The organism is Chryseobacterium sp. KLBC 52 (assembly GCF_003347605.1).
Classification (GTDB): domain Bacteria; phylum Bacteroidota; class Bacteroidia; order Flavobacteriales; family Weeksellaceae; genus Chryseobacterium.
Genome location: NZ_QDFZ01000028.1, coordinates 1 through 18,692 on the forward strand (window position 1 = coordinate 1; position 18,692 = coordinate 18,692).

16 protein-coding genes and 1 pseudogene are annotated in these 18,692 nt (G+C 37.7%); 3 read left to right on the forward strand and 14 right to left on the reverse strand.

Features of this window, described 5'->3' with window-relative positions; genetic code table 11:
• The 6 genes and pseudogenes from DDF69_RS22565 to DDF69_RS21325 all read right to left on the reverse strand — a co-directional run.
• Positions 1–178: IS3 family transposase (locus tag DDF69_RS22565; RefSeq protein ID WP_162800873.1), on the reverse strand; the 178-nt coding region annotated here is incomplete at its 3' end.
• A 41-nt stretch (positions 179–219) separates the two neighbouring features.
• On the reverse strand, positions 220–567 hold the full coding sequence (locus DDF69_RS21310; protein WP_228411923.1) for a helix-turn-helix domain-containing protein: 348 nt from the start codon (positions 565–567) through the stop codon (positions 220–222).
• A gap of 15 nt (positions 568–582) precedes the next feature.
• Positions 583–747, reverse strand: a pseudogene (locus DDF69_RS22570) (transposase); the annotation flags it as partial.
• A gap of 85 nt (positions 748–832) precedes the next feature.
• Positions 833–4,015 carry a carbamoyl-phosphate synthase large subunit gene (gene carB, locus DDF69_RS21315; RefSeq protein ID WP_114822553.1) on the reverse strand — a complete coding sequence of 1,061 codons (3,183 nt, stop codon included), beginning with the start codon at positions 4,013–4,015 and terminating at the stop codon, positions 833–835.
• Between the two features lie 157 nt (positions 4,016–4,172).
• A complete protein-coding gene (locus tag DDF69_RS21320; RefSeq protein WP_114822554.1) occupies positions 4,173–5,246 on the reverse strand; it encodes a carbamoyl phosphate synthase small subunit in 1,074 nt (357 codons plus the stop codon).
• A 177-nt stretch (positions 5,247–5,423) separates the two neighbouring features.
• Positions 5,424–6,314 carry an aspartate carbamoyltransferase catalytic subunit gene (locus DDF69_RS21325; RefSeq protein WP_114822555.1) on the reverse strand — a complete coding sequence of 297 codons (891 nt, stop codon included), beginning with the start codon at positions 6,312–6,314 and terminating at the stop codon, positions 5,424–5,426.
• Positions 6,315–6,554: 240 nt separating this feature from the next.
• Between DDF69_RS21325 and DDF69_RS21330 the strand changes: the two genes are divergently transcribed.
• Positions 6,555–7,016 carry an Lrp/AsnC family transcriptional regulator gene (locus DDF69_RS21330; RefSeq protein WP_034696246.1) on the forward strand — a complete coding sequence of 154 codons (462 nt, stop codon included), beginning with the start codon at positions 6,555–6,557 and terminating at the stop codon, positions 7,014–7,016.
• A 566-nt stretch (positions 7,017–7,582) separates the two neighbouring features.
• Here the strand turns inward: DDF69_RS21330 and argH are convergent.
• From argH to DDF69_RS21370, 8 genes are all read right to left on the reverse strand, one after another.
• A complete protein-coding gene (gene argH, locus DDF69_RS21335) occupies positions 7,583–8,887 on the reverse strand; it encodes an argininosuccinate lyase (protein ID WP_114822556.1) in 1,305 nt (434 codons plus the stop codon).
• Between the two features lie 258 nt (positions 8,888–9,145).
• Positions 9,146–10,228, reverse strand: a complete 1,083-nt coding sequence (locus DDF69_RS21340) for a M20 family metallo-hydrolase (RefSeq protein ID WP_114822557.1) — start codon at positions 10,226–10,228, stop codon at positions 9,146–9,148.
• The gene (argB, locus tag DDF69_RS21345) at positions 10,203–10,997 is read right to left on the reverse strand and encodes an acetylglutamate kinase (protein WP_114822558.1); all 795 of its coding nucleotides are present in this window, start codon (positions 10,995–10,997) and stop codon (positions 10,203–10,205) included. Before argB ends, DDF69_RS21340 begins: the two co-directional genes overlap by 26 nt.
• A 67-nt stretch (positions 10,998–11,064) precedes the next feature.
• On the reverse strand, positions 11,065–12,021 hold the full coding sequence (locus DDF69_RS21350) for an N-acetylornithine carbamoyltransferase (protein ID WP_114822559.1): 957 nt from the start codon (positions 12,019–12,021) through the stop codon (positions 11,065–11,067).
• A gap of 266 nt (positions 12,022–12,287) precedes the next feature.
• Complete coding sequence (locus tag DDF69_RS21355; RefSeq protein ID WP_114822560.1) at positions 12,288–13,427, reverse strand: aspartate aminotransferase family protein; 1,140 nt, start codon at positions 13,425–13,427, stop codon at positions 12,288–12,290.
• Positions 13,428–13,511: 84 nt separating this feature from the next.
• Positions 13,512–14,477, reverse strand: a complete 966-nt coding sequence (gene argC, locus DDF69_RS21360; RefSeq protein ID WP_114822561.1) for an N-acetyl-gamma-glutamyl-phosphate reductase — start codon at positions 14,475–14,477, stop codon at positions 13,512–13,514.
• A gap of 52 nt (positions 14,478–14,529) precedes the next feature.
• Positions 14,530–15,726 (reverse strand): argininosuccinate synthase, encoded by a 1,197-nt coding sequence (argG, locus tag DDF69_RS21365; RefSeq protein ID WP_114822562.1) that lies wholly within the window; start codon positions 15,724–15,726, stop codon positions 14,530–14,532.
• The gene (locus DDF69_RS21370) at positions 15,698–16,363 is read right to left on the reverse strand and encodes a GNAT family N-acetyltransferase (protein WP_114822563.1); all 666 of its coding nucleotides are present in this window, start codon (positions 16,361–16,363) and stop codon (positions 15,698–15,700) included. The genes argG and DDF69_RS21370 overlap by 29 nt, the downstream gene beginning before the upstream one ends.
• Positions 16,364–16,523: 160 nt before the next feature.
• Between DDF69_RS21370 and DDF69_RS21375 the strand changes: the two genes are divergently transcribed.
• Positions 16,524–16,940, forward strand: coding sequence for a helix-turn-helix domain-containing protein (locus DDF69_RS21375; protein WP_034696257.1), 417 nt, complete (start codon positions 16,524–16,526; stop codon positions 16,938–16,940).
• 349 nt (positions 16,941–17,289) lie between these two features.
• Complete coding sequence (locus DDF69_RS21380; protein WP_114822564.1) at positions 17,290–18,669, forward strand: porin; 1,380 nt, start codon at positions 17,290–17,292, stop codon at positions 18,667–18,669.
• The last annotated feature ends 23 nt before the right edge of the window (positions 18,670–18,692 follow it).

Sequence of the window (18,692 nt, forward strand, 5' to 3'; positions counted from 1 at the left end):
TTAATACCGTTTTATGATTAATTACAATTTCTTGTTGTTTCATAATCAGAGTAATACGACGGTATCCAAACCGACCTTTATGTCTATGATAAATTTGTTTTATCAAAGTTTTTATTTCTCCATATTTATCCTTTTTGTCAAGAGCTTTCTGATGGTAATAAAAACTGCTTCTGGCCATGCCTGTACAATCCAACAGGAGTGACAGATCATATTTTCGCCTTAATCCTTCGATGGCCTCTGCTTGTTCTTTTTGAGAGTTAAGGCGTCTAACTTTTTTAGAAAATCAATTTCAGCTCGAAGCCTTTCGTTTTCCAATAAAAGTTCTTCTTCTCTGGTCAATGGCTTATCAGACTTTCTTTTTTTACGTTTGTAATCACTCATAATGCCGGGTCTTCCTTTGGGGTTGTTCTTTAACCCTAAAATACCACTTTTTTCGTAATTCCTTTGCCAATTCAACACGGTAGACTGAGCTGCAATATTAAATCGGATACATGCTTCCCTTTGTGAGATATGTTCTGTTTCGATGGTTTTTAGAACTTTAACCTTGAAATTCAGGGAATAGCTCATGTTTTTTCGCGGGTATAGTCCCGAGATTCCGTACTTGCTATAAAAACCAATCCACTTGCGCAGATTGCTTTCATTAAATCCTTTCTCTGTTGCTATAGATTTAATTGAACGATGAGAATTTTTGTGAAGATTAATACATTCTAATTTAAAAGCAACGCTAAATTTTTCTTTTCTATACATAAAAAAATGCCCCTAAAAAGTGTCTAACTTTTTGGGGGCAGTCCAAGAAAACTTGTGGGATTTTAATATTTATTCTAGTCCGAAATTACATGGTCTCCATTTTGAAGCTCATGCTTTCGACTACCTTTAAGATCGCTTCTACCGTATCCATTGAAGTTAAACAAGGAACACCGTTTTCCACACTCATTCTTCTGATCTGGAATCCGTCTCTTTCAGCCTGCTTACCTTTTGTAGTGGTATTCACAACATACTGAACTTTTCCTTTCTGGATCAGGTCGATAAGGTTTACATCTTCTTCTCCGATTTTGTATCCGATTTTGCAAGGGATTCCTTTTTCTTCAAAGAACTTCGCAGTACCTTCTGTAGCCCAGATTCTGAATCCTACTTCATGGAATCTTGCGGCAAGAGCTGCTGCTTCATCTTTATGCTTATCAGCTACTGTGAACAGGATAGATCCGTGCATAGGAACTTTTCTTCCCGCTGCTACCAATCCTTTGTAAAGTGCTTTTTCAAGGGTTGTATCTTTCCCCATAACTTCTCCTGTAGACTTCATTTCCGGGCCTAAAGAGATATCAACTTTCGTTAGCTTAGAGAAAGAGAAAACCGGTACTTTTACAAATACTCCTTCTTTGTTTGGAACCAATCCGTTTTCGTAACCTAAATCTTTCAGTTTTTGTCCCAGGATTGCCTTTGTTGCAAGGTTCGCCATCGGTACTTCTGTGATTTTAGATAAGAAAGGAACTGTTCTTGAAGAACGAGGGTTTACTTCGATTACATATACATTTCCTTCGAAAAGAACGTACTGGATATTCATTAATCCGATAACGTTTAATCCTTTTGCCAGTCTCTGAGTGTAGTCTACCAAAGTATCAATCTCGCTCTGAGAGATATTTTGCGGCGGATACACTGCGATAGAGTCTCCGGAGTGAACTCCTGCTCTTTCGATGTGCTCCATAATTCCCGGGATCACTACGGTTTCACCGTCGCAGATAGCATCAACTTCAATTTCCTTTCCTACCATGTATTTGTCTACCAATACCGGGTGCTCAGGGCTTGCTTCTACTGCATTTTCCATATAGTGAGCCAGTTCTGCTTCTGCGTATACAATTTCCATTGCTCTACCTCCAAGAACGTAGCTTGGACGCACCAATACCGGATATCCGATTTCGTTGGCAATTTTTATCGCTTCTTCTTTCGAAGTTGAAGTTCTTCCTTTTGGTTGAGGAATTCCAAGTTCCTGAAGTGCTTTTTCGAATTTATCTCTGTTTTCAGCTCTGTCAAGATCTTCTAATGAAGTTCCTAAGATCTGTACTCCGTGAGCGGCTAATTTATCAGCAAGGTTAATTGCAGTCTGTCCTCCGAACTGTACCACTACTCCTTTAGGTTTTTCAAGCTCGATAATGTTCATTACATCTTCTTCTGTAAGCGGCTCGAAGTAAAGTTTATCTGAAATTGAGAAGTCTGTAGAAACTGTCTCAGGGTTGTTGTTGATGATAATCGCTTCGTAACCCATTTCTTTGATTGCCCATACCGAGTGAACCGTTGCGTAGTCAAACTCAACTCCCTGTCCGATTCTGATAGGTCCTGAACCTAGTACAATGATTTTTTCCTTGTCCGAAACAACGCTTTCGTTCTCTTCTTCGTAAGTTCCGTAGAAGTAAGGTGTTTCACTTTCAAATTCAGCAGCACAAGTGTCTACCATTTTGTAAACCGGCATGATTCCGTTTTCTTTTCTGAAGTTGAAAACCTCACGCTCTTTTACATCCCAAAGAACTGCGATATTGATATCTGCAAAACCTAATCTCTTCGCTTCAATCAGGGTTTCTTTATCAAATTTGTTGTCAGCGATTACTTTTTCGAAGTCAACTAATTTTTTCAGTTTCCAGATAAAGAACTTGTCGATTTTACTCCATTCTACAATCTGTTCCCAGTCGTATCCTCTTCTTAAAGCATCTCCGATGATGAATAATCTCTCATCATCACACACTCTGATTCTTCTTTCGATTTCTTCAGCAGTAAGTGCCTGAGCCTGCTTTGTTTTTAGTCCTAAATGCTTGATTCCTGTTTCTAATGAACGGATCGCTTTCTGTAAAGATTCTTCAAGATTTCTTCCGATCGCCATAACTTCACCAGTTGCTTTCATCTGAGTAGAAAGTCTTCTGTCAGCAGTTTCGAATTTATCGAATGGGAATCTCGGGAATTTTGTTACTACGTAGTCAAGAGCCGGCTCGAAACATGCGTATGTTTTTCCTGTTACCGGGTTCATGATTTCATCCAGAGTCAATCCTACAGCGATTTTTGCTGCAATCTTTGCAATCGGATATCCTGTTGCCTTACTTGCTAATGCTGATGAACGGGAAACTCTAGGGTTTACCTCAATGATATAGTAATCGAATGAATGGGGATCTAAAGCCAACTGTACGTTACATCCACCCTCAATTCCTAACGCTCTGATGATTTTCAGGGAAGCATTTCTCAGTAACTGATACTCTCTGTCTGAAAGCGTCTGAGAAGGGGCTACTACGATAGAGTCTCCTGTGTGAACTCCTACCGGGTCAATATTTTCCATGTTACAAACCACAATGGCGTTGTCGTTTGCATCACGCATTACTTCGTATTCAATTTCTTTGAAACCTGCAATTGATTTTTCGATAAGACACTGTGTAACCGGGCTGTGCTTTAATCCCAATTCAGCAATCTCTTTCAATTCAACTTCTGTAGAAGCGATACCACCTCCGGTACCACCCATTGTGAAGGCAGGACGAACAATTACAGGATACCCGATCTCATCTGCGAAAGCAAGTGCACCTTCTACCGTATTGACGATATCAGATTCCGGTACCGGCTCGTTCAGTTCTCTCATCAGCTCACGGAAAAGGTCTCTGTCTTCTGCTCTGTTGATGGCAGAAAGTTTAGTTCCCAATACTTCCACCTTGCACTCTTCAAGAATTCCTGATTTTTCCAATTCTACCGCCATGTTAAGACCTGTCTGACCTCCTAATGTTGGTAATAATGCGTCCGGACGTTCTTTTCTGATGATGTGGCTTACAAACTGTAATGAAATCGGCTCGATATATACTTTATCTGCGATTTCCACATCTGTCATGATCGTTGCAGGATTTGAGTTGATCAAAATTACTTTGTAGCCTTCTTCTTTCAAAGACAGACAAGCCTGCGTTCCTGCGTAATCAAATTCAGCTGCCTGACCAATGATGATAGGTCCTGAACCGATTACTAAAATTGTTTTTATATCTGTACGTTTTGCCATTTTTCTTTTTTTAGATACTAAAAGTTTGAACTTAAACTTCCAGCATTATGCTTTATTTAAATTGAATTAACACACTTTGTCATTCCCAGGAATCTCATTTTGTTGTTGAGATTCTTCATTCCGCTTTTGCTTCTTTCAGAATGACAATTGGAGTGTCTTACTTTTTAAAGTCCTCCATCATTTGAATGAACTCATCAAACAGGTAGTTTGCATCTTCAGGACCAGGGCTCGCCTCAGGGTGATACTGAACTGAGAAACAAGGGTGGATTTTATGTTTTAATCCTTCGTTTGTTCTGTCGTTCAAGGCGATGTGTGTTTCGATAAGGTCTGTTCCTTTTAAACTTTCCTGATCAACTGCATATCCATGGTTCTGAGAAGTAATGGCTACTGTATTTTTCTCCAGATCCAATACCGGGTGGTTTCCTCCTCTGTGTCCGAATTTCAGTTTGAAAGTTTTCGCTCCACAAGCAAGACCGATCAATTGGTGTCCTAAACAGATTCCGAAGATTGGAACTTTTCCTAATAATCCTCTAATCATATCCAACGCGTGCGGTACATCTTCCGGGTCACCAGGACCGTTTGACAACATAATTCCGTCCGGATTCATTAGTAGAATTTCTTCTGCTGTAGTATCCTGAGAAACCACAATGATGTCACAGTTTCTTTGAGATAGCTCTCTGATAATTCCCAATTTTGCACCGAAGTCTACCAACACTACTTTGAAACCTCTGTTCGGGTTAGCGTAAGGAGTTTTTGTAGAAACCTCCTCTACCTGATTGGTTGGGAAATTTGTTGTCTTCAACTCAGAAGCTACAACAGCTTCGTCAGCATCAGCATTTACAATTTTTCCTTTTACTACTCCATAGTTACGAAGAACTCTCGTCAGTCTTCTGGTGTCGATTCCTGAAATTCCTGAAAGGTTTTTCTTTTTAAATAATTCATCTAAAGTAATCTGAGTACGGAAGTTGGAAGGAAGATCGCAAAGTTCTTTTACGATAAGCCCTTTAATTGCCGGCTCGATACTTTCATAATCATCACGGTTAATACCATAATTTCCGATAAGCGGATAGGTCATACAAACTATCTGACCGCAGTATGATGGGTCAGAGATCAATTCCTGATACCCTGTCATTCCGGTATTGAAAACTACTTCCCCTGCAGTTTCCAATTCTGCTCCGAAACCTTCTCCATGAAACACTTCACCGGACTCCAGTATTAATTTTTTCTTCATTTTAAACTTTTATCTCTTATTATTTATATGTCATTAACAGGTCGCCCTTACAGGGCTTGGATTTTTTTAATCCTTTTGATTTCCATGGGTTTCACCCATTGCTATTAGCAGGCCGCCCCTCCGGGGCTCTTTTACTTTTTACTTTTCACTTTTAACCTGGCTCTTTTACCTTGGCCCTTATTTAAAAGTATATCCTTTACTTTCCAACGCTTCTTTTAAAATGGCCATTCTGGCGAATACCCCGTTTTCCATTTGTTTAAAGACTCTTGATCTTTCGCATTCTACAAGATCTGAATCTATTTCCACGCCTCTGTTGATCGGAGCCGGGTGCATGACAATTGCTTCTTTTTTCATGGCCTGTTCTCTTTCTTTCGTCAAACCATATCTTTTATGATATTCTGAAGCAGTGAAGCTCATTGCTGCATCGTGTCTCTCGTGCTGGATTCTTAGCAGCATTAAAACATCTACTTCAGCGATCAGTTCGTCCACTGACATATATGTTCCGTTGATCAAAGCTCCTTCATCAAACCACTGTTCAGGTCCTGAAAAGTATACTTTGGCTCCCAGTCTTCTTAATGCTTCTGCATTTGAATTGGCAACACGACTGTGTTTTACATCTCCTACAATTCCTACCTTCAGTCCTTCAAACTTTCCGAATTCCTGATAGATGGTCATCAGATCCAGCATACACTGTGAAGGGTGGTTTCCTGTACCGTCTCCTCCGTTGATTACCGGAATCTTAATATTTTTCAGTTCCTCGAAGTATCTGTCTTTCTTATCACGGATCACCACAAGGTTCACTCCTATACTTTCAATGGTCTTTACAGTGTCATAAAGACTCTCTCCTTTGTTTACCGAACTGTGTGATGCATCAAAAGGAACTACCTGAAGTCCCAGTTTTCTTTCTGCAAGATCGAAGCTTGTTTTCGTTCTTGTACTGTCTTCGAAGAAAAGGTTTGAGCAAAAAACTTCTCCTTCAATTTTAGCAGTTTTACCATTCGCAAAAGCCATTGCTTCTGTCAGTATACTGTTGATTCTCTCGGTGCTTAGTTCTGTAATCGTAAACATAATTCTAATTTTTGGGCATAAAAAAAGCGAAGACAACTATCTTCGCTTAATAACAATAAATATCGTAAAGGGCGCTTTCGCCCGGTAAATCTAATGATATAAATGCTTTTTTATTCATTAGGTGCAAAGATACAACAATTTTATGAACCTACAAAAATTATGTTTAAAATAAATTAAAAACTTCAGTCTTTCCTTATTCTCATTTAAAATTAATATTTTTGTTAGCACACAACTTTATTTATGGATTTAAAAGACAAAATGATTCTCAGTATTATTCAGGAAGACTCTACATTATCGGTAAAAGAAATTTCCGAAAAGATAGGTCTTACCTTTACTCCAACGTATGAGCGAATCAAACAATTGGAGAAACAGGGCATCATTGAAAAATACGTAGGTCTTTTAAACCGTGAAAAACTGGGTCTGAATATCATCGTTTATTGCAATGTCCGTCTTAAGGAGCAATCCAAAAAAGTATTGGAGACCTTTGAAGACAACATTTCCAAATACGATGAAGTTCAGGAAATCACCAGCCTTTCCGGGGAATATGATTATATGCTGAAAATTATCGCGAAAGATATCAATTCCTATAATGAGTTTGCGGTGAGTGTGATTTCAAATCTTCCCAACATCGGACAATACCACAGTTCTATTGTCCTTCACGAGGTGAAAAAATCTACCAAGTTTAAAATTGATCTGGAATAATCCATCTATTTTTAAACTCATTATTATCCTGATTTTACTTGCGTCTTGAAAATAAGATATATCATTATCAATTTGCGCCTTGGTGTTTTCCAACAGGTTTTTTCTGATTCTTTTTATTAGAAAAGCGCAAAGACGCAAAAGAAATCTATAAACTTTATGTTGTAAGGCGCTAAGATTTTATCTCCGATAAAATTTAATGCAGCATACTTTCACAAGTTGAAAATATACCTTAAAAACTGATTTGGAGTAAGTCCTTTTATTTTTAAACCATTAAGAACTTTTAAGAGGTGAAGAATAATTAAGGAATTCGCAAGCAAATTTTAAAGCTTTACGGCTAAAAAAATCACAGATTTTCTTCACTTACCTTCAAGTCTTTATCTCCCTTAATGGTTCAATTTATCAATCATCAAATTCAAAGAGCGGAATTACAATCCAGCCATTAAGATCACTTAAGCAGATAAGATTTAAGATTAAGGCTTTCACAACGAAAAGACAGCAGGCTAAAATAATTTTAGAAATTCCACTGATTTTTGCCTAAGTTTTTGACGACCTTAATGGCTTAGATTCTAACCCAATAATTTATTTTTCAGTTTATTGAACTGATATTCTATTTTGTCCAGGCAAAGATTTCCAATACTTCCCTGGTGGGTATGTTCAAGGTTTCCGGGTTCAAATTCAAACTCGTTGTTTTCAATTTCCTGCCCTACTTTTACATAAGCATCACGGAACGAACTTCCGTTTTTCACTTCTTCATTGATCTTTTCTACACTGAAAAGATATTTATACTTTTCATCTTCCAGAATTCCGTCTTTTACCTGAATATTGGGTAAAGTATAGCTTAGGATTTCCAGACATTCCTTTAAAGAATCTATTGCAGGGAAAAGTATCTCTTTCGTCAACTGTACATCTCTGTGATAACCGGAAGGCAGATTGTTTGTCAAAAGAATCAGTTCGTTCGGAAGCGACTGAATTCTGTTACATCGTGCACGAACCAGCTCAAAGATATCCGGATTCTTTTTATGAGGCATAATGCTGCTTCCTGTAGTAAACTCCTTTGGAAAGCTAATAAAATCAAAATTCTGGCTTAGGTATAAACACACATCATAAGCAAACTTACCAAGCGTTCCTGCTAAAGTAGCCATTGCCATTGACAGCATTTTTTCCGACTTTCCACGGGTCATCTGAGCATATACCGAGTTATAATTCATCGACTGGAAGCCCAGATTGTAGGTGGTACTTTCACGATTGATCGGGAAAGATGAACCATAACCGGCCGCTGATCCCAGCGGGTTTTTATTAATGATATTTTTTACTGAAAACAGCATTTCCACATCATCCAAAAGCGCTTCTGCATAAGCTCCGAACCACAATCCGAATGATGAAGGCATTGCAATCTGCAAATGGGTATATCCCGGAAGCAGAACATTTTTATGCTGATCTGCCAATTGAATTAAAATCTGGAAAAACTCATCTGTAAGCGCCGTGATCTCACGGATTTCATCCAATAAGTACAATTTTATATCCAGCAAAACCTGATCATTTCTTGATCTTGCCGTATGGATTTTCTTTCCTGTATCACCTAATTCTTCAATGAGAATGGCTTCTACCTGAGAATGGATATCCTCAGCATCTTTATCAATTTCAAAACTACCTTCTTCAATTTTATTTAAAATACTATTCAAAACAGACAACATCTGTTCTGATTCTTCCTGAGTGATAATTCCGGTTTCTGCCAACATTTTGCAATGGGCCATAGAACCTTTCACGTCATATTTCGGTAAACGTTCGTCAAAGTCAAGGTCTTTACCGACTGTAAATTGAGTGACTAATATATTGGTGGCAAGGTCATCCTTCTGCCATATTTTTTTCATATTCTTTGATTTAAAATACTGATGGGTTTTGACATGCCCGGCAAGGCAATCCTTATTACTATTAACTATAAAAAAACATTTCCTTATGTAAAGCCTTCATTTCTAATTTTCTTTTTGCATAAATCTTATTAAAAACTAAACTTCTAGTGCCCGCCGGGCGGAGTCAAAACATATATTGAGCTGGAAGCCTGAGGCTGGAGACAGGAAGCTAATAACATACTGCAATAACTTCCCTCTTCCTACACCCATCTTTCATTTTTATAACACTTTTTCTAAAATTCTGATGTAAATTTCTATTCCTTCTTCTATTTCATGGATATAGATAAATTCATCTGCAGTATGAGAGCGCCTACTGTCTCCAGGACCTATTTTCACTGATGTACATGGAATAATCGCCTGATCTGAAGAGGTTGGTGAACCATAAGTTGTCCTTCCGATTTCAACTCCTGCTTTTACAAACGGATGATCCAGCTCGATTTTTGAAGAATTCAATCTGAACGATCTGGCTGTTAAAGTAGATTTCATCTGAGACTGAATGATATCAAACGCTTCCTGATTGGAATATTCATCCGTTACTCGTACATCCAATGTAAAGTTGCACGATTCCGGAACAACGTTATGCTGTACGCCTGCATGAATTCCGGATAAAGTAACTTTAACTTCACCCAGATATTCTGAAACCTTTGGAAATTTAAAGTCCAGAATATTCTGCAAATCCTGCATACATTTTACAATCGAGTTATCATCATTAGGATGAGCGGCATGAGAAGGAGTACCTTTCATTTCTCCATCAATCACAAGAAGTCCTTTTTCTGCAATCGCCAGATTCATCTGCGTGGGTTCTCCTACAATGGCGAGTTCTACGTTGGGTAGCTGCGGAAACAGAGCTTCTATTCCATCAAATCCTGAGATCTCCTCCTCTGCCGTCAAAGCAATAACTAAATTATATTTTAAATCTTCTTTATCATAAAAATGTAAAAAAACCTGTGCCATAGAAACCAAAGAAGCTCCGGCATCATTACTTCCCAATCCAAATAATTTTCCCTCTTTTTCAACTGGAACAAACGGATCCAATGTGTAAGCTTTGTTAGGCTTTACAGTATCATGATGGGTATTCAGTAAAACCGAAGGCTTAAAAACATCAAAATGCTTATTTACCGCCCAGATATTATTTTTAAAACGTTTGGTAGGAATCTGGTGTTTCTTGAAAAAATTTTCAATTTCTACCGACGTATTGAATTCATCTTTACTGAATGAAGGAATCTCAATCAAATTTTTAAGCAATCCGACCGCATTATTCAATAGCTCTTCTTTATTATAAACAGATTTCAGTTCCTGCATGATGACTTTCTATATGGTTTTTCAATTCTGTTTCTTTGATCAGAAACACTTTGTCTACATTATTTTTTATAGCTCCAAGAGCATTTTCAAGTTTGGGTAAAATCCCTTTGTGAAGCTTTCCTTCTTCTTTTAATGTGGTGAAATCTTCCTCAGTTACACTTTTGATCACAGATTCAGGATCATTTACATCTTGCAGTACTCCTTCTTTATCAAAACAATACAACAGTTCAACTTCATATTTCTCCGAAAGAGCCTGCGCCATTACAGAAGCAATGGTATCCGCATTGGTATTGAAAAGATTTCCTTTTCTATCGTGTGTAATTGCTGAAAACACAGGAATAAGACCTAGCTTGATGAGTTTTGAAACCAGTTTTCTGTTCACACTTTTCTTATTGATGTCTCCTACAAATCCAAAGTCGATTTCAGGATGTTCTCTTTTTTTAGCTTTGATCAGATTTCCATCTGCTCCGGAGAATCCTATGGCATTGCATTTTTTCTGCTGCAGTTTTTCAACAATATTTTTATTGATTCCTCCCGCATATACCATCGTTACAATATCCAGTGTGTCTTTATCCGTAATCCTCCTTCCGTTGATCATTTTCTGCTCGATGCCCAGTTTATCAGCCAGCGTCGTCGCCAGTTTTCCACCGCCATGAACAAGAATTTTCTTTTCATTAATTTCAGAAAATTGTTCTAAGAATTGGTTTAATAATTCTTCATCATCTATTAAAGCTCCGCCAATTTTTATGATGTATAACTTTTCTTTCATTTGTAAACATTTTGGGATACTTGATCTTTTCTATCCTTGTCAAGGTTTAAAACCTTGACAAGGATCACTAGGCTTTCAATTCATCTAAAATTTCACTGAATACAGCTTGTGCCGAGAAAATTCGGTTTTTTGCCTGCTGATAAATGATAGAATGATCTCCATCCATCACTTCATCACTCAGTTCCACATTACGGCGAACCGGAAGACAGTGCATCACTTTTGCATCATTGGTATTGGCTAATTTTTCATTGGTAAGCATCCAGTCGCCTTTTACTTCAGGCATTGCTGCATAATCATCAAAAGAAGACCAGTTTTTTACATAGATAAAATCTGCATCTTTCAACGCTTCGTCCTGATCATGGATTACTTTTACATCCTTTGTGAAGTTTTTATCTAAATCATATCCTTCGGGATTGGCAATTACTAATTCTACATCCATCTCCTGCATCCATTCTGCGAAAGAATTTCCAACAGCATGAGCAATAGGTTTGATGTGCGGAGCCCACGTTAATACCACTTTTGGTTTATGGTCCTTTTTCCAGTTTTCTGTAATCGTGATACAGTCTGCTAAACTTTGCAGCGGATGGCGGGTAGCAGATTCCAATGAAACAACAGGAACTTTTGCATGTTTTTCAAACTGGCTTAAGATACTTTCATTCACATCATCTTCCTTGCTCTTCATTCCTGCAAAACAACGTACCGCGATGATATCGCAATATTGGTTTAAAACCTCAATTGCATCTTTGATATGCTCTACAGTATCACCATTCATTACCGCTCCATCTGCAAATTCAAGATTCCAGGCTTCCTGTGCAGCATTTAATGTCAATACATTCAACCCTAAATTCTGAGCTGCAATCTGACTGCTCAGACGGGTTCTCAAACTTGAATTTAAAAATACAAGTCCTATTGTTTTTCCCTTTCCTTTTTCTGTTTCGGTAAGAGGGTCTGCTTTTATCTGTAAAGCTTTTTTTATGATTTCCTGTAAGTTTTCTACATCACTTACAGAGGTAAATTTTTTCATTTGGTATTTCTATTTTTTTTCAATGGACAAATGGAATATCCATTTCATTTTGAATTGATTTTAAAGATTGTGTTTACACATTTTTGAGAGTTTTAACGCAAGGACGCAAAGCTTTCCACTGATGCTTTTTTCGTTCGCAAGGGCGTTTCACTCAGCAATTGATACTTGTTTTTGTCATTCTGAGATTCTTCATTTCACTTCGTTTCATTCAGAATGACAGGTATTGTGTACTATTTTAAGTTTTATAACCTTTGCTCTCCAGTCCCTTAGATATTCCCCAACACCACTTTCAGAGCATTGATGAAAAGATCCGTTTCCTCTTTTTTGATATTCAGTGCCGGAAGAATCCTCAATACTGTTTTATCATTAGAGTTTCCTGTGAAAATATGATGACCGAAAAGCAATTCTTTCCTTACTTCCGAACAGTCTCTATCGAGTTCTATTCCGATCATCAATCCTTTCCTTCGGATGGATTTAATATGTGGTAAATCTTTAATTTCATTTTCAATATACTCACCCATCTGTTGAGCATTTTCAAGAAGATTTTCATCTTTCATGACATCCAGAACAGCAATGGAAGCTGCACAAGCCAGATGATTTCCTCCAAATGTAGTTCCAAGTAAACCATTGCTTGCCTGGAATTTAGGATGGATTAAAACTCCGCCCACAGGGAAACCATTTCCCATTCCTTTTGCCGTTGTAATAATATCTGCCTCTACACCAAATTCCTGATGGGCAAAGAAATATCCGCTTCTCCCATACCCGGACTGCACTTCATCCAAAATAAGAACAGCATCATATTTTTTACACAATTCTTTGATTTTAGATAAAAATTCCGGTGTTGAAATCATAATTCCTCCTACTCCCTGAATTCCCTCAATGATTACGGATGAGATTTCATTTCCATGCTTGTCAAAGGTTTCTTCAAGCTGCTGCACATCATTCCATTCTGATTTGATAAATCTTTCAGAAAAGTTAACCGGAGCAACAATTTTCGGATTATCAGTTACCGAAACCGCTGCAGAAGTTCTTCCATGGAATGAACCTGAGAAATAAAGTACTTTGCTTTTTCCGTTATGAAAAGAAGCCAGTTTCAATGCATTTTCATTCGCTTCCGCTCCAGAATTGCATAAGAAAAGATTATAATCCTCGTAACCTGAAAGTTTCCCCAGCTTTTCCGCCAGTTCAGTCTGCAATTCATTCTGAACAGAGTTGGAATAGAAAGATATTTTCTCCAGCTGATCTTTCAGTTTATTTTGATAATGTGGATGGTTGTGCCCGATAGAAATCACTGCATGACCGCCGTAAAAATCAAGATATTGTTCCCCTTTATCATCCCAAAGAAAAGATCCCTGAGCTTTTACCGGATTTATGTTGAATAATGGATATACGTTGAATAAATTCATGTCTTTTTATAAATGATAATTGATAAATAATGAATGATGCGGGATTCGGGTTTCGAGTTCCTATACATCCATCTACTTTCTATATTAAAATGCTATCGGTTTCAGGTTGAGTCCTGCATTTTCTTCCCAGTTCATGGCCAGATTCATATTCTGTACTGCCTGTCCCGAAGCACCTTTTAACAAATTGTCAATCGCTGAGTGAATAACGACAACATTTCCACTCTTTTCGATTTGAATCACACAGCGATTGGTATTGACAACCTGCTTTAAATCAACTGCCCTACTACTTACCGTAACAAAAGGCTCCTCCGCATAGAAATCCTGATACCATTGTTCTATTTCCTCCAGCGTCAAATCCGTCTTCATGGTGGAACTTGTAAAAATTCCTCTTGCAAAATCTCCTCTCCATGGAACAAAATTCAGGTTTACTTCTTTATTATTGAATGAAATCAGCTGCTGCAAAATCTCATCGACATGTTGATGAGTTAATGTTTTATAAGCTGAAACATTATCATTTCTCCAGGTAAAATGAGTGGTTGCCTGCAAAGACTGCCCGGCTCCTGTAGAACCTGTAATCCCTGTAGTAAAAACTTCATTTAAAACTCCTTTTTCCGCCAATGGCAGTAAAGCCAACTGAATAGCTGTAGCAAAACATCCCGGATTGGCAATGCTTCTTGCTCCTGCCAGCTGTTTTTTATTGATTTCCGGTAATCCGTAGATAAAATCTCTATTTCCGAAATTTCCATCTAAACGGAAATCGTTTCCAAGATCAATCACCAGCGTTTCATCTTTAACAGGATTCTGAGTTAACCAGTTTTGACTTTCTTTATGGGGAAGGCATAGAAAAAGAATATCCACGTCTTCAGGTTTGTCCGTCAAAACCATTTCACAAACTGTCGTTAAATCCGGGTACAGATCTGAAATTCTTGTTCCCGAATTCGAACGACTATATAAAAAACTCAATGTCACATGGGGATGAAAAGCCAGTAAACGTATCAGCTCACTTCCTGTATAACCGTTGGCACCAATGATTCCTACTGTTTTCTTCATTTTGATTCTGACAGCATTTTGTGCCGCCTTTCATTACATTGTCCTTTCGGAACTAGTTGATATTTTGATTAATCTGGTGGTATATATTTAAAGAATTGCTTACAATCTTTGTATATCCTTTTACATCATCACCCGTCCATGCTCTGTTGGCTTCTCCATAGCTTCCGAATTTATCAGACATCAGATCATGAGCAGATTCAATTCCATTCAAAATAAATCTGTATGGGTGAAGGGTTACAAATACTTTTCCGCTCACTGTTTTCTGAGAATCTACCAGGAAAGACTCAATATTTCTCATGACAGGATCTAAGAAAAGTGCTTCGTGAAGCCAGTTTCCATACCAGTCGGACAGCTGGGATTTCATCATTTGCTGATATTTTGAAAGCGTGTGCTTTTCCAATAAATGATGTGCTTTGATAATCACTGATGCCGCTGCTGCTTCAAATCCTACTCTTCCTTTAATCCCAACAATGGTATCTCCTACGTGAATATCACGGCCGATTCCGTATGCTGAAGCCAGTTCTTCTATTTTTTGAATGGAATATACTGAATGCTCAAAACTTTCGCCATTTACAGCTACCACTTCTCCGTTTTTAAACTCGATCTCCAGTTCTGAAGGTTGGGTTTCTTTGATTTGAGATGGAAAAGCTTCTTCAGGAAGATAATTTCTTGACGTCAGTGTTTCTTTCCCTCCTACTGAAGTTCCCCAAAGTCCTTTATTGACAGAATATTGAGCTTTCTGGAATTCCATTTCATAACCGTGTTCTTTCAAAAACTCAATTTCTTCTTCACGGGACAAAGCCATATCGCGAATTGGGGTAATGATTTCAATATTCGGGCACATCACCTGGAAGATCAAATCGAAACGAACCTGATCGTTTCCTGCTCCTGTACTTCCGTGAGCAATAGCATCTGCTTTTACTTCAATCGCATATTTTGCAATTTCCTGCGCCTGAATAGTACGTTCAGCACTTACAGAAAGAGGATAGGTATTGTTTTTCAGCACATTCCCGAAAATCAGATATTTCACACATGAATTATAATAATCTTCCTGAGCATCTACGCACCTGTATTCCTTCACCCCAAGGTTTAAAGCTTTTCTCTCCAACTCTTTTTCTTCTTCTTTTGAAAAACCTCCGGTATTTACAGTAACTGCATACACCTCATATCCTAGTGTTTCACTAAGATATTTAGCACAGTAGGAAGTATCTAAACCTCCGCTAAACGCTAAGATGACTTTCTTTTTCATCTGGACTTTTTTTATTATTATTAATGGTCGCGTGGAATTCATCAATTTTTTTTTGAATCATTCCATCATATTTACTTTCAGGTAGATTATGAACTACCTCATCTTTTTTTTTATCATTTTCAGGAACAAATAACATGGCTGTACACAGACAGTTTTTGCGTTCCTTCATCATTAAAATCTCATAGTTCACACAGTTTTTGCAACCGTTCCAGAATTCCTCATCCTGAGTCAGTTCAGAATAAATGACGGGTTTATACCCTAGATCACTATTGATTTTCATCACTGCCAAACCTGTTGTCAAGCCAAATACTTTCGCATCCGGATATTTATCTCTAGATAATTGGAAAACTTTCTGCTTAATCTGAGTCGCTACTCCGCCGTTCCTGAATTTCGGTGACACAATCAGTCCCGAATTAGCCACAAACTTCCCATGTGACCAGGTCTCTATATAACAGAAACCTACCCACTCACCGTTTTCAGTGGCTACCACAGCATTGCCTTCTGAAATCTTCTTACTCAAATATTCTATAGAACGTTTTGCGATACCCGTCCCTCTACGCTGTGCAGAATCGTACATTTCCTGCTGTATTTCACTCACATACATTAGATGTTCGCATGAGGAAATTTCTATTTCCATTTATTTATCTAATTTTTTTGGCAAATTTAAAATATATTTTCTTTTAAATCCAAATAAAAAAGATATTTTTTTTGTTTTAAAATTTTAAGCAGGTAAAATTATCTTTATTGAAAATTATACATTTGCTAATTTATTATATATTTGCTAAAATAATATAGTTATGGAAAATACCTGTCCTAAATGCAAGAGTATCAAAGTAGTAAAAAGCGGTATCATCAATGAGAAACAGCGCTTCCACTGCAAAGACTGCAACTATTATTTTACCGTCAAAAAATTAGGAAAACAAATTGATGATTACTATGTCACCAAAGCTCTTCAGCTTTATCTGGAAGGCTTAAGCTACCGTGAAATCGAAAGAATTATTGGGGTTTCCCATGTTACGATAAGCTCATGGATTAAAAAATACAACATCACAAGACCTCCTCATTCTGAATTCCATCCTGTCTATAAAATTCTGAAACAAAGTGAACTTATAGAATACATTGCACAGGAAGAGAACATTAAAAACTCCGGAATTATTATCACTCAATTTGCGGATAAATACATGCTGATTAAGTGGGAAAGGTTTAAGAAGTAGTGCAAGGTTCGGGGTTCGGGGTTCGGGGTTCGGGGTTCGAGTTACGAGGTGCGGGATCCGAGTTATACGATGCGGCCGTGAAGAGATTACGGGTTATTAGGCTTAAAAACCGAGATGAAAACATCTTCACAAAATACTATATATCAAATTATTATAAAATTATAATTTTAAAATATCGAATCCCGAACCTCGCATCTGGAATCTCCAAAACCCAGATTCCTCACCCCAAAACTCAAAGTTTCACAAATATTAACTATACCATTACCACTAATATATATTAAATTTTCATAAATAAATTATTAATTACAATTTGGCATTCATAAAAAACAACGCCAAAAATTGATAATTTATGAAGAAATTACTTACATTCATTGGATTAGCTTTAATCAGCAGTTCCTTATATTCACAAGGTTCTCCTGATTATGGTAATGGCTTAAAAATTAACCTCAACCAAAATGGAGATAAATTTGTCAGATTTATTTTATGGGATCAGTTTTGGTTAAGAAATACTTCCATGAACCCGGGAACTATGGTTGGAGGCGAACCTACTGACAATTCATGGAGCCTGGGAAACAGACGATTACGTGCTTTAACCTATGCACAAATTTCTAAAAGATATATGATCCTCCTCCATTTCGGGATCAACAATCAGACATTCATCAATGGTGGTGCTTCAGGAACCTCAGGAACAGGAGGTTATGGAAACGGAAAGAAAACGCAGTTATTTTTCCATGATGCCTGGAACGAATATGCAGTTATTTTACCTGGAGAAGCGGGAAAGTTCAGTTTAACTTTAGGAGCCGGACTTCATTATTACATGGGACTTTCCCGTATGACCATGGCTTCTACACTTAATTTCCTAACATTAGATTCTCCCGTTTTCTCATGGCCTCTGATTGACAACTCAGACCAGTTTGCAAGACAGCTCGGAATGTTTGCGAAAGGAAAATACGGGAAACTGGAATACCGTTTCAGTTTAAATAAGCCCTTTGCTACAGATCTTGTTCCCGTGAATGTAACAGATCCTTCTAAAGCAGTAGCAGTAGACAATAATGGAAATCCAAGTTTCTCAAAAGCAGGATATGTTGAATATCAATTCCTTGACGAAGAATCCAACACCCTTCCTTTTAAAGTGGGATCTTACCTTGGAACGAAAAAGGTTTTCAATGTAGGGGCCGGTTTTTATCATCAGGCTGACGGAACAAGAACTTCCGTGAACTCAAACATTGAAAAACATGACATTACCCTTTTTGCAGTCGATGCTTTTGCAGACATACCTTTAGGAGAAGCAAAAAACAAAATGGCTGTTTCTGCGTATGCCGGATATTATAACTATAATTTTGGACCAAACTATGTAAGAAATCTGGGAACGATGAATATTGGAGCTTCTGATCCTAATTTCATCGGCAATAAAGCCATCGCAGGACCAGGAAATCTACAACCCACCATAGGAACAGGTAATATTATCTACGCACAGGCTGGTTTACTGTTACCAAGTCAGGCAGAAAAGCCAAAAATCAGAATACAGCCTTTTGCAGCTTATACTCATAAAAGTTTTGAGGCTTTTGATAAATCTTCCTCACAGTTTGATGTAGGCGCTAACTGGTTCATAGACGGACATCATGCGAAAATCACAACACAATATTCAACAAGACCGGTTTACACGAATCCTACGGAAAGTCCTTCTTCTAAAGGGGAATTTATTGTGCAGTTTCAAATTTACCTGTAAAATCTGAACCATTAAGAAGAGTA

Bases quoted from the DNA above. Each gene is read 5' to 3' on its own strand.
- DDF69_RS21310 (WP_228411923.1), bottom strand. From the start codon at position 567: ATGAGCTATTCCCTGAATTTCAAGGTTAAAGTTCTAAAAACCATCGAA.
- carB (WP_114822553.1), bottom strand. From the start codon at position 4,015: ATGGCAAAACGTACAGATATAAAAACAATTTTAGTAATCGGTTCAGGA.
- DDF69_RS21320 (WP_114822554.1), bottom strand. From the start codon at position 5,246: ATGAAGAAAAAATTAATACTGGAGTCCGGTGAAGTGTTTCATGGAGAA.
- DDF69_RS21325 (WP_114822555.1), bottom strand. From the start codon at position 6,314: ATGTTTACGATTACAGAACTAAGCACCGAGAGAATCAACAGTATACTG.
- DDF69_RS21330 (WP_034696246.1), top strand. From the start codon at position 6,555: ATGGATTTAAAAGACAAAATGATTCTCAGTATTATTCAGGAAGACTCT.
- argH (WP_114822556.1), bottom strand. From the start codon at position 8,887: ATGAAAAAAATATGGCAGAAGGATGACCTTGCCACCAATATATTAGTC.
- DDF69_RS21340 (WP_114822557.1), bottom strand. From the start codon at position 10,228: ATGCAGGAACTGAAATCTGTTTATAATAAAGAAGAGCTATTGAATAAT.
- argB (WP_114822558.1), bottom strand. From the start codon at position 10,997: ATGAAAGAAAAGTTATACATCATAAAAATTGGCGGAGCTTTAATAGAT.
- DDF69_RS21350 (WP_114822559.1), bottom strand. From the start codon at position 12,021: ATGAAAAAATTTACCTCTGTAAGTGATGTAGAAAACTTACAGGAAATC.
- DDF69_RS21355 (WP_114822560.1), bottom strand. From the start codon at position 13,427: ATGAATTTATTCAACGTATATCCATTATTCAACATAAATCCGGTAAAA.
- argC (WP_114822561.1), bottom strand. From the start codon at position 14,477: ATGAAGAAAACAGTAGGAATCATTGGTGCCAACGGTTATACAGGAAGT.
- argG (WP_114822562.1), bottom strand. From the start codon at position 15,726: ATGAAAAAGAAAGTCATCTTAGCGTTTAGCGGAGGTTTAGATACTTCC.
- DDF69_RS21370 (WP_114822563.1), bottom strand. From the start codon at position 16,363: ATGGAAATAGAAATTTCCTCATGCGAACATCTAATGTATGTGAGTGAA.
- DDF69_RS21375 (WP_034696257.1), top strand. From the start codon at position 16,524: ATGGAAAATACCTGTCCTAAATGCAAGAGTATCAAAGTAGTAAAAAGC.
- DDF69_RS21380 (WP_114822564.1), top strand. From the start codon at position 17,290: ATGAAGAAATTACTTACATTCATTGGATTAGCTTTAATCAGCAGTTCC.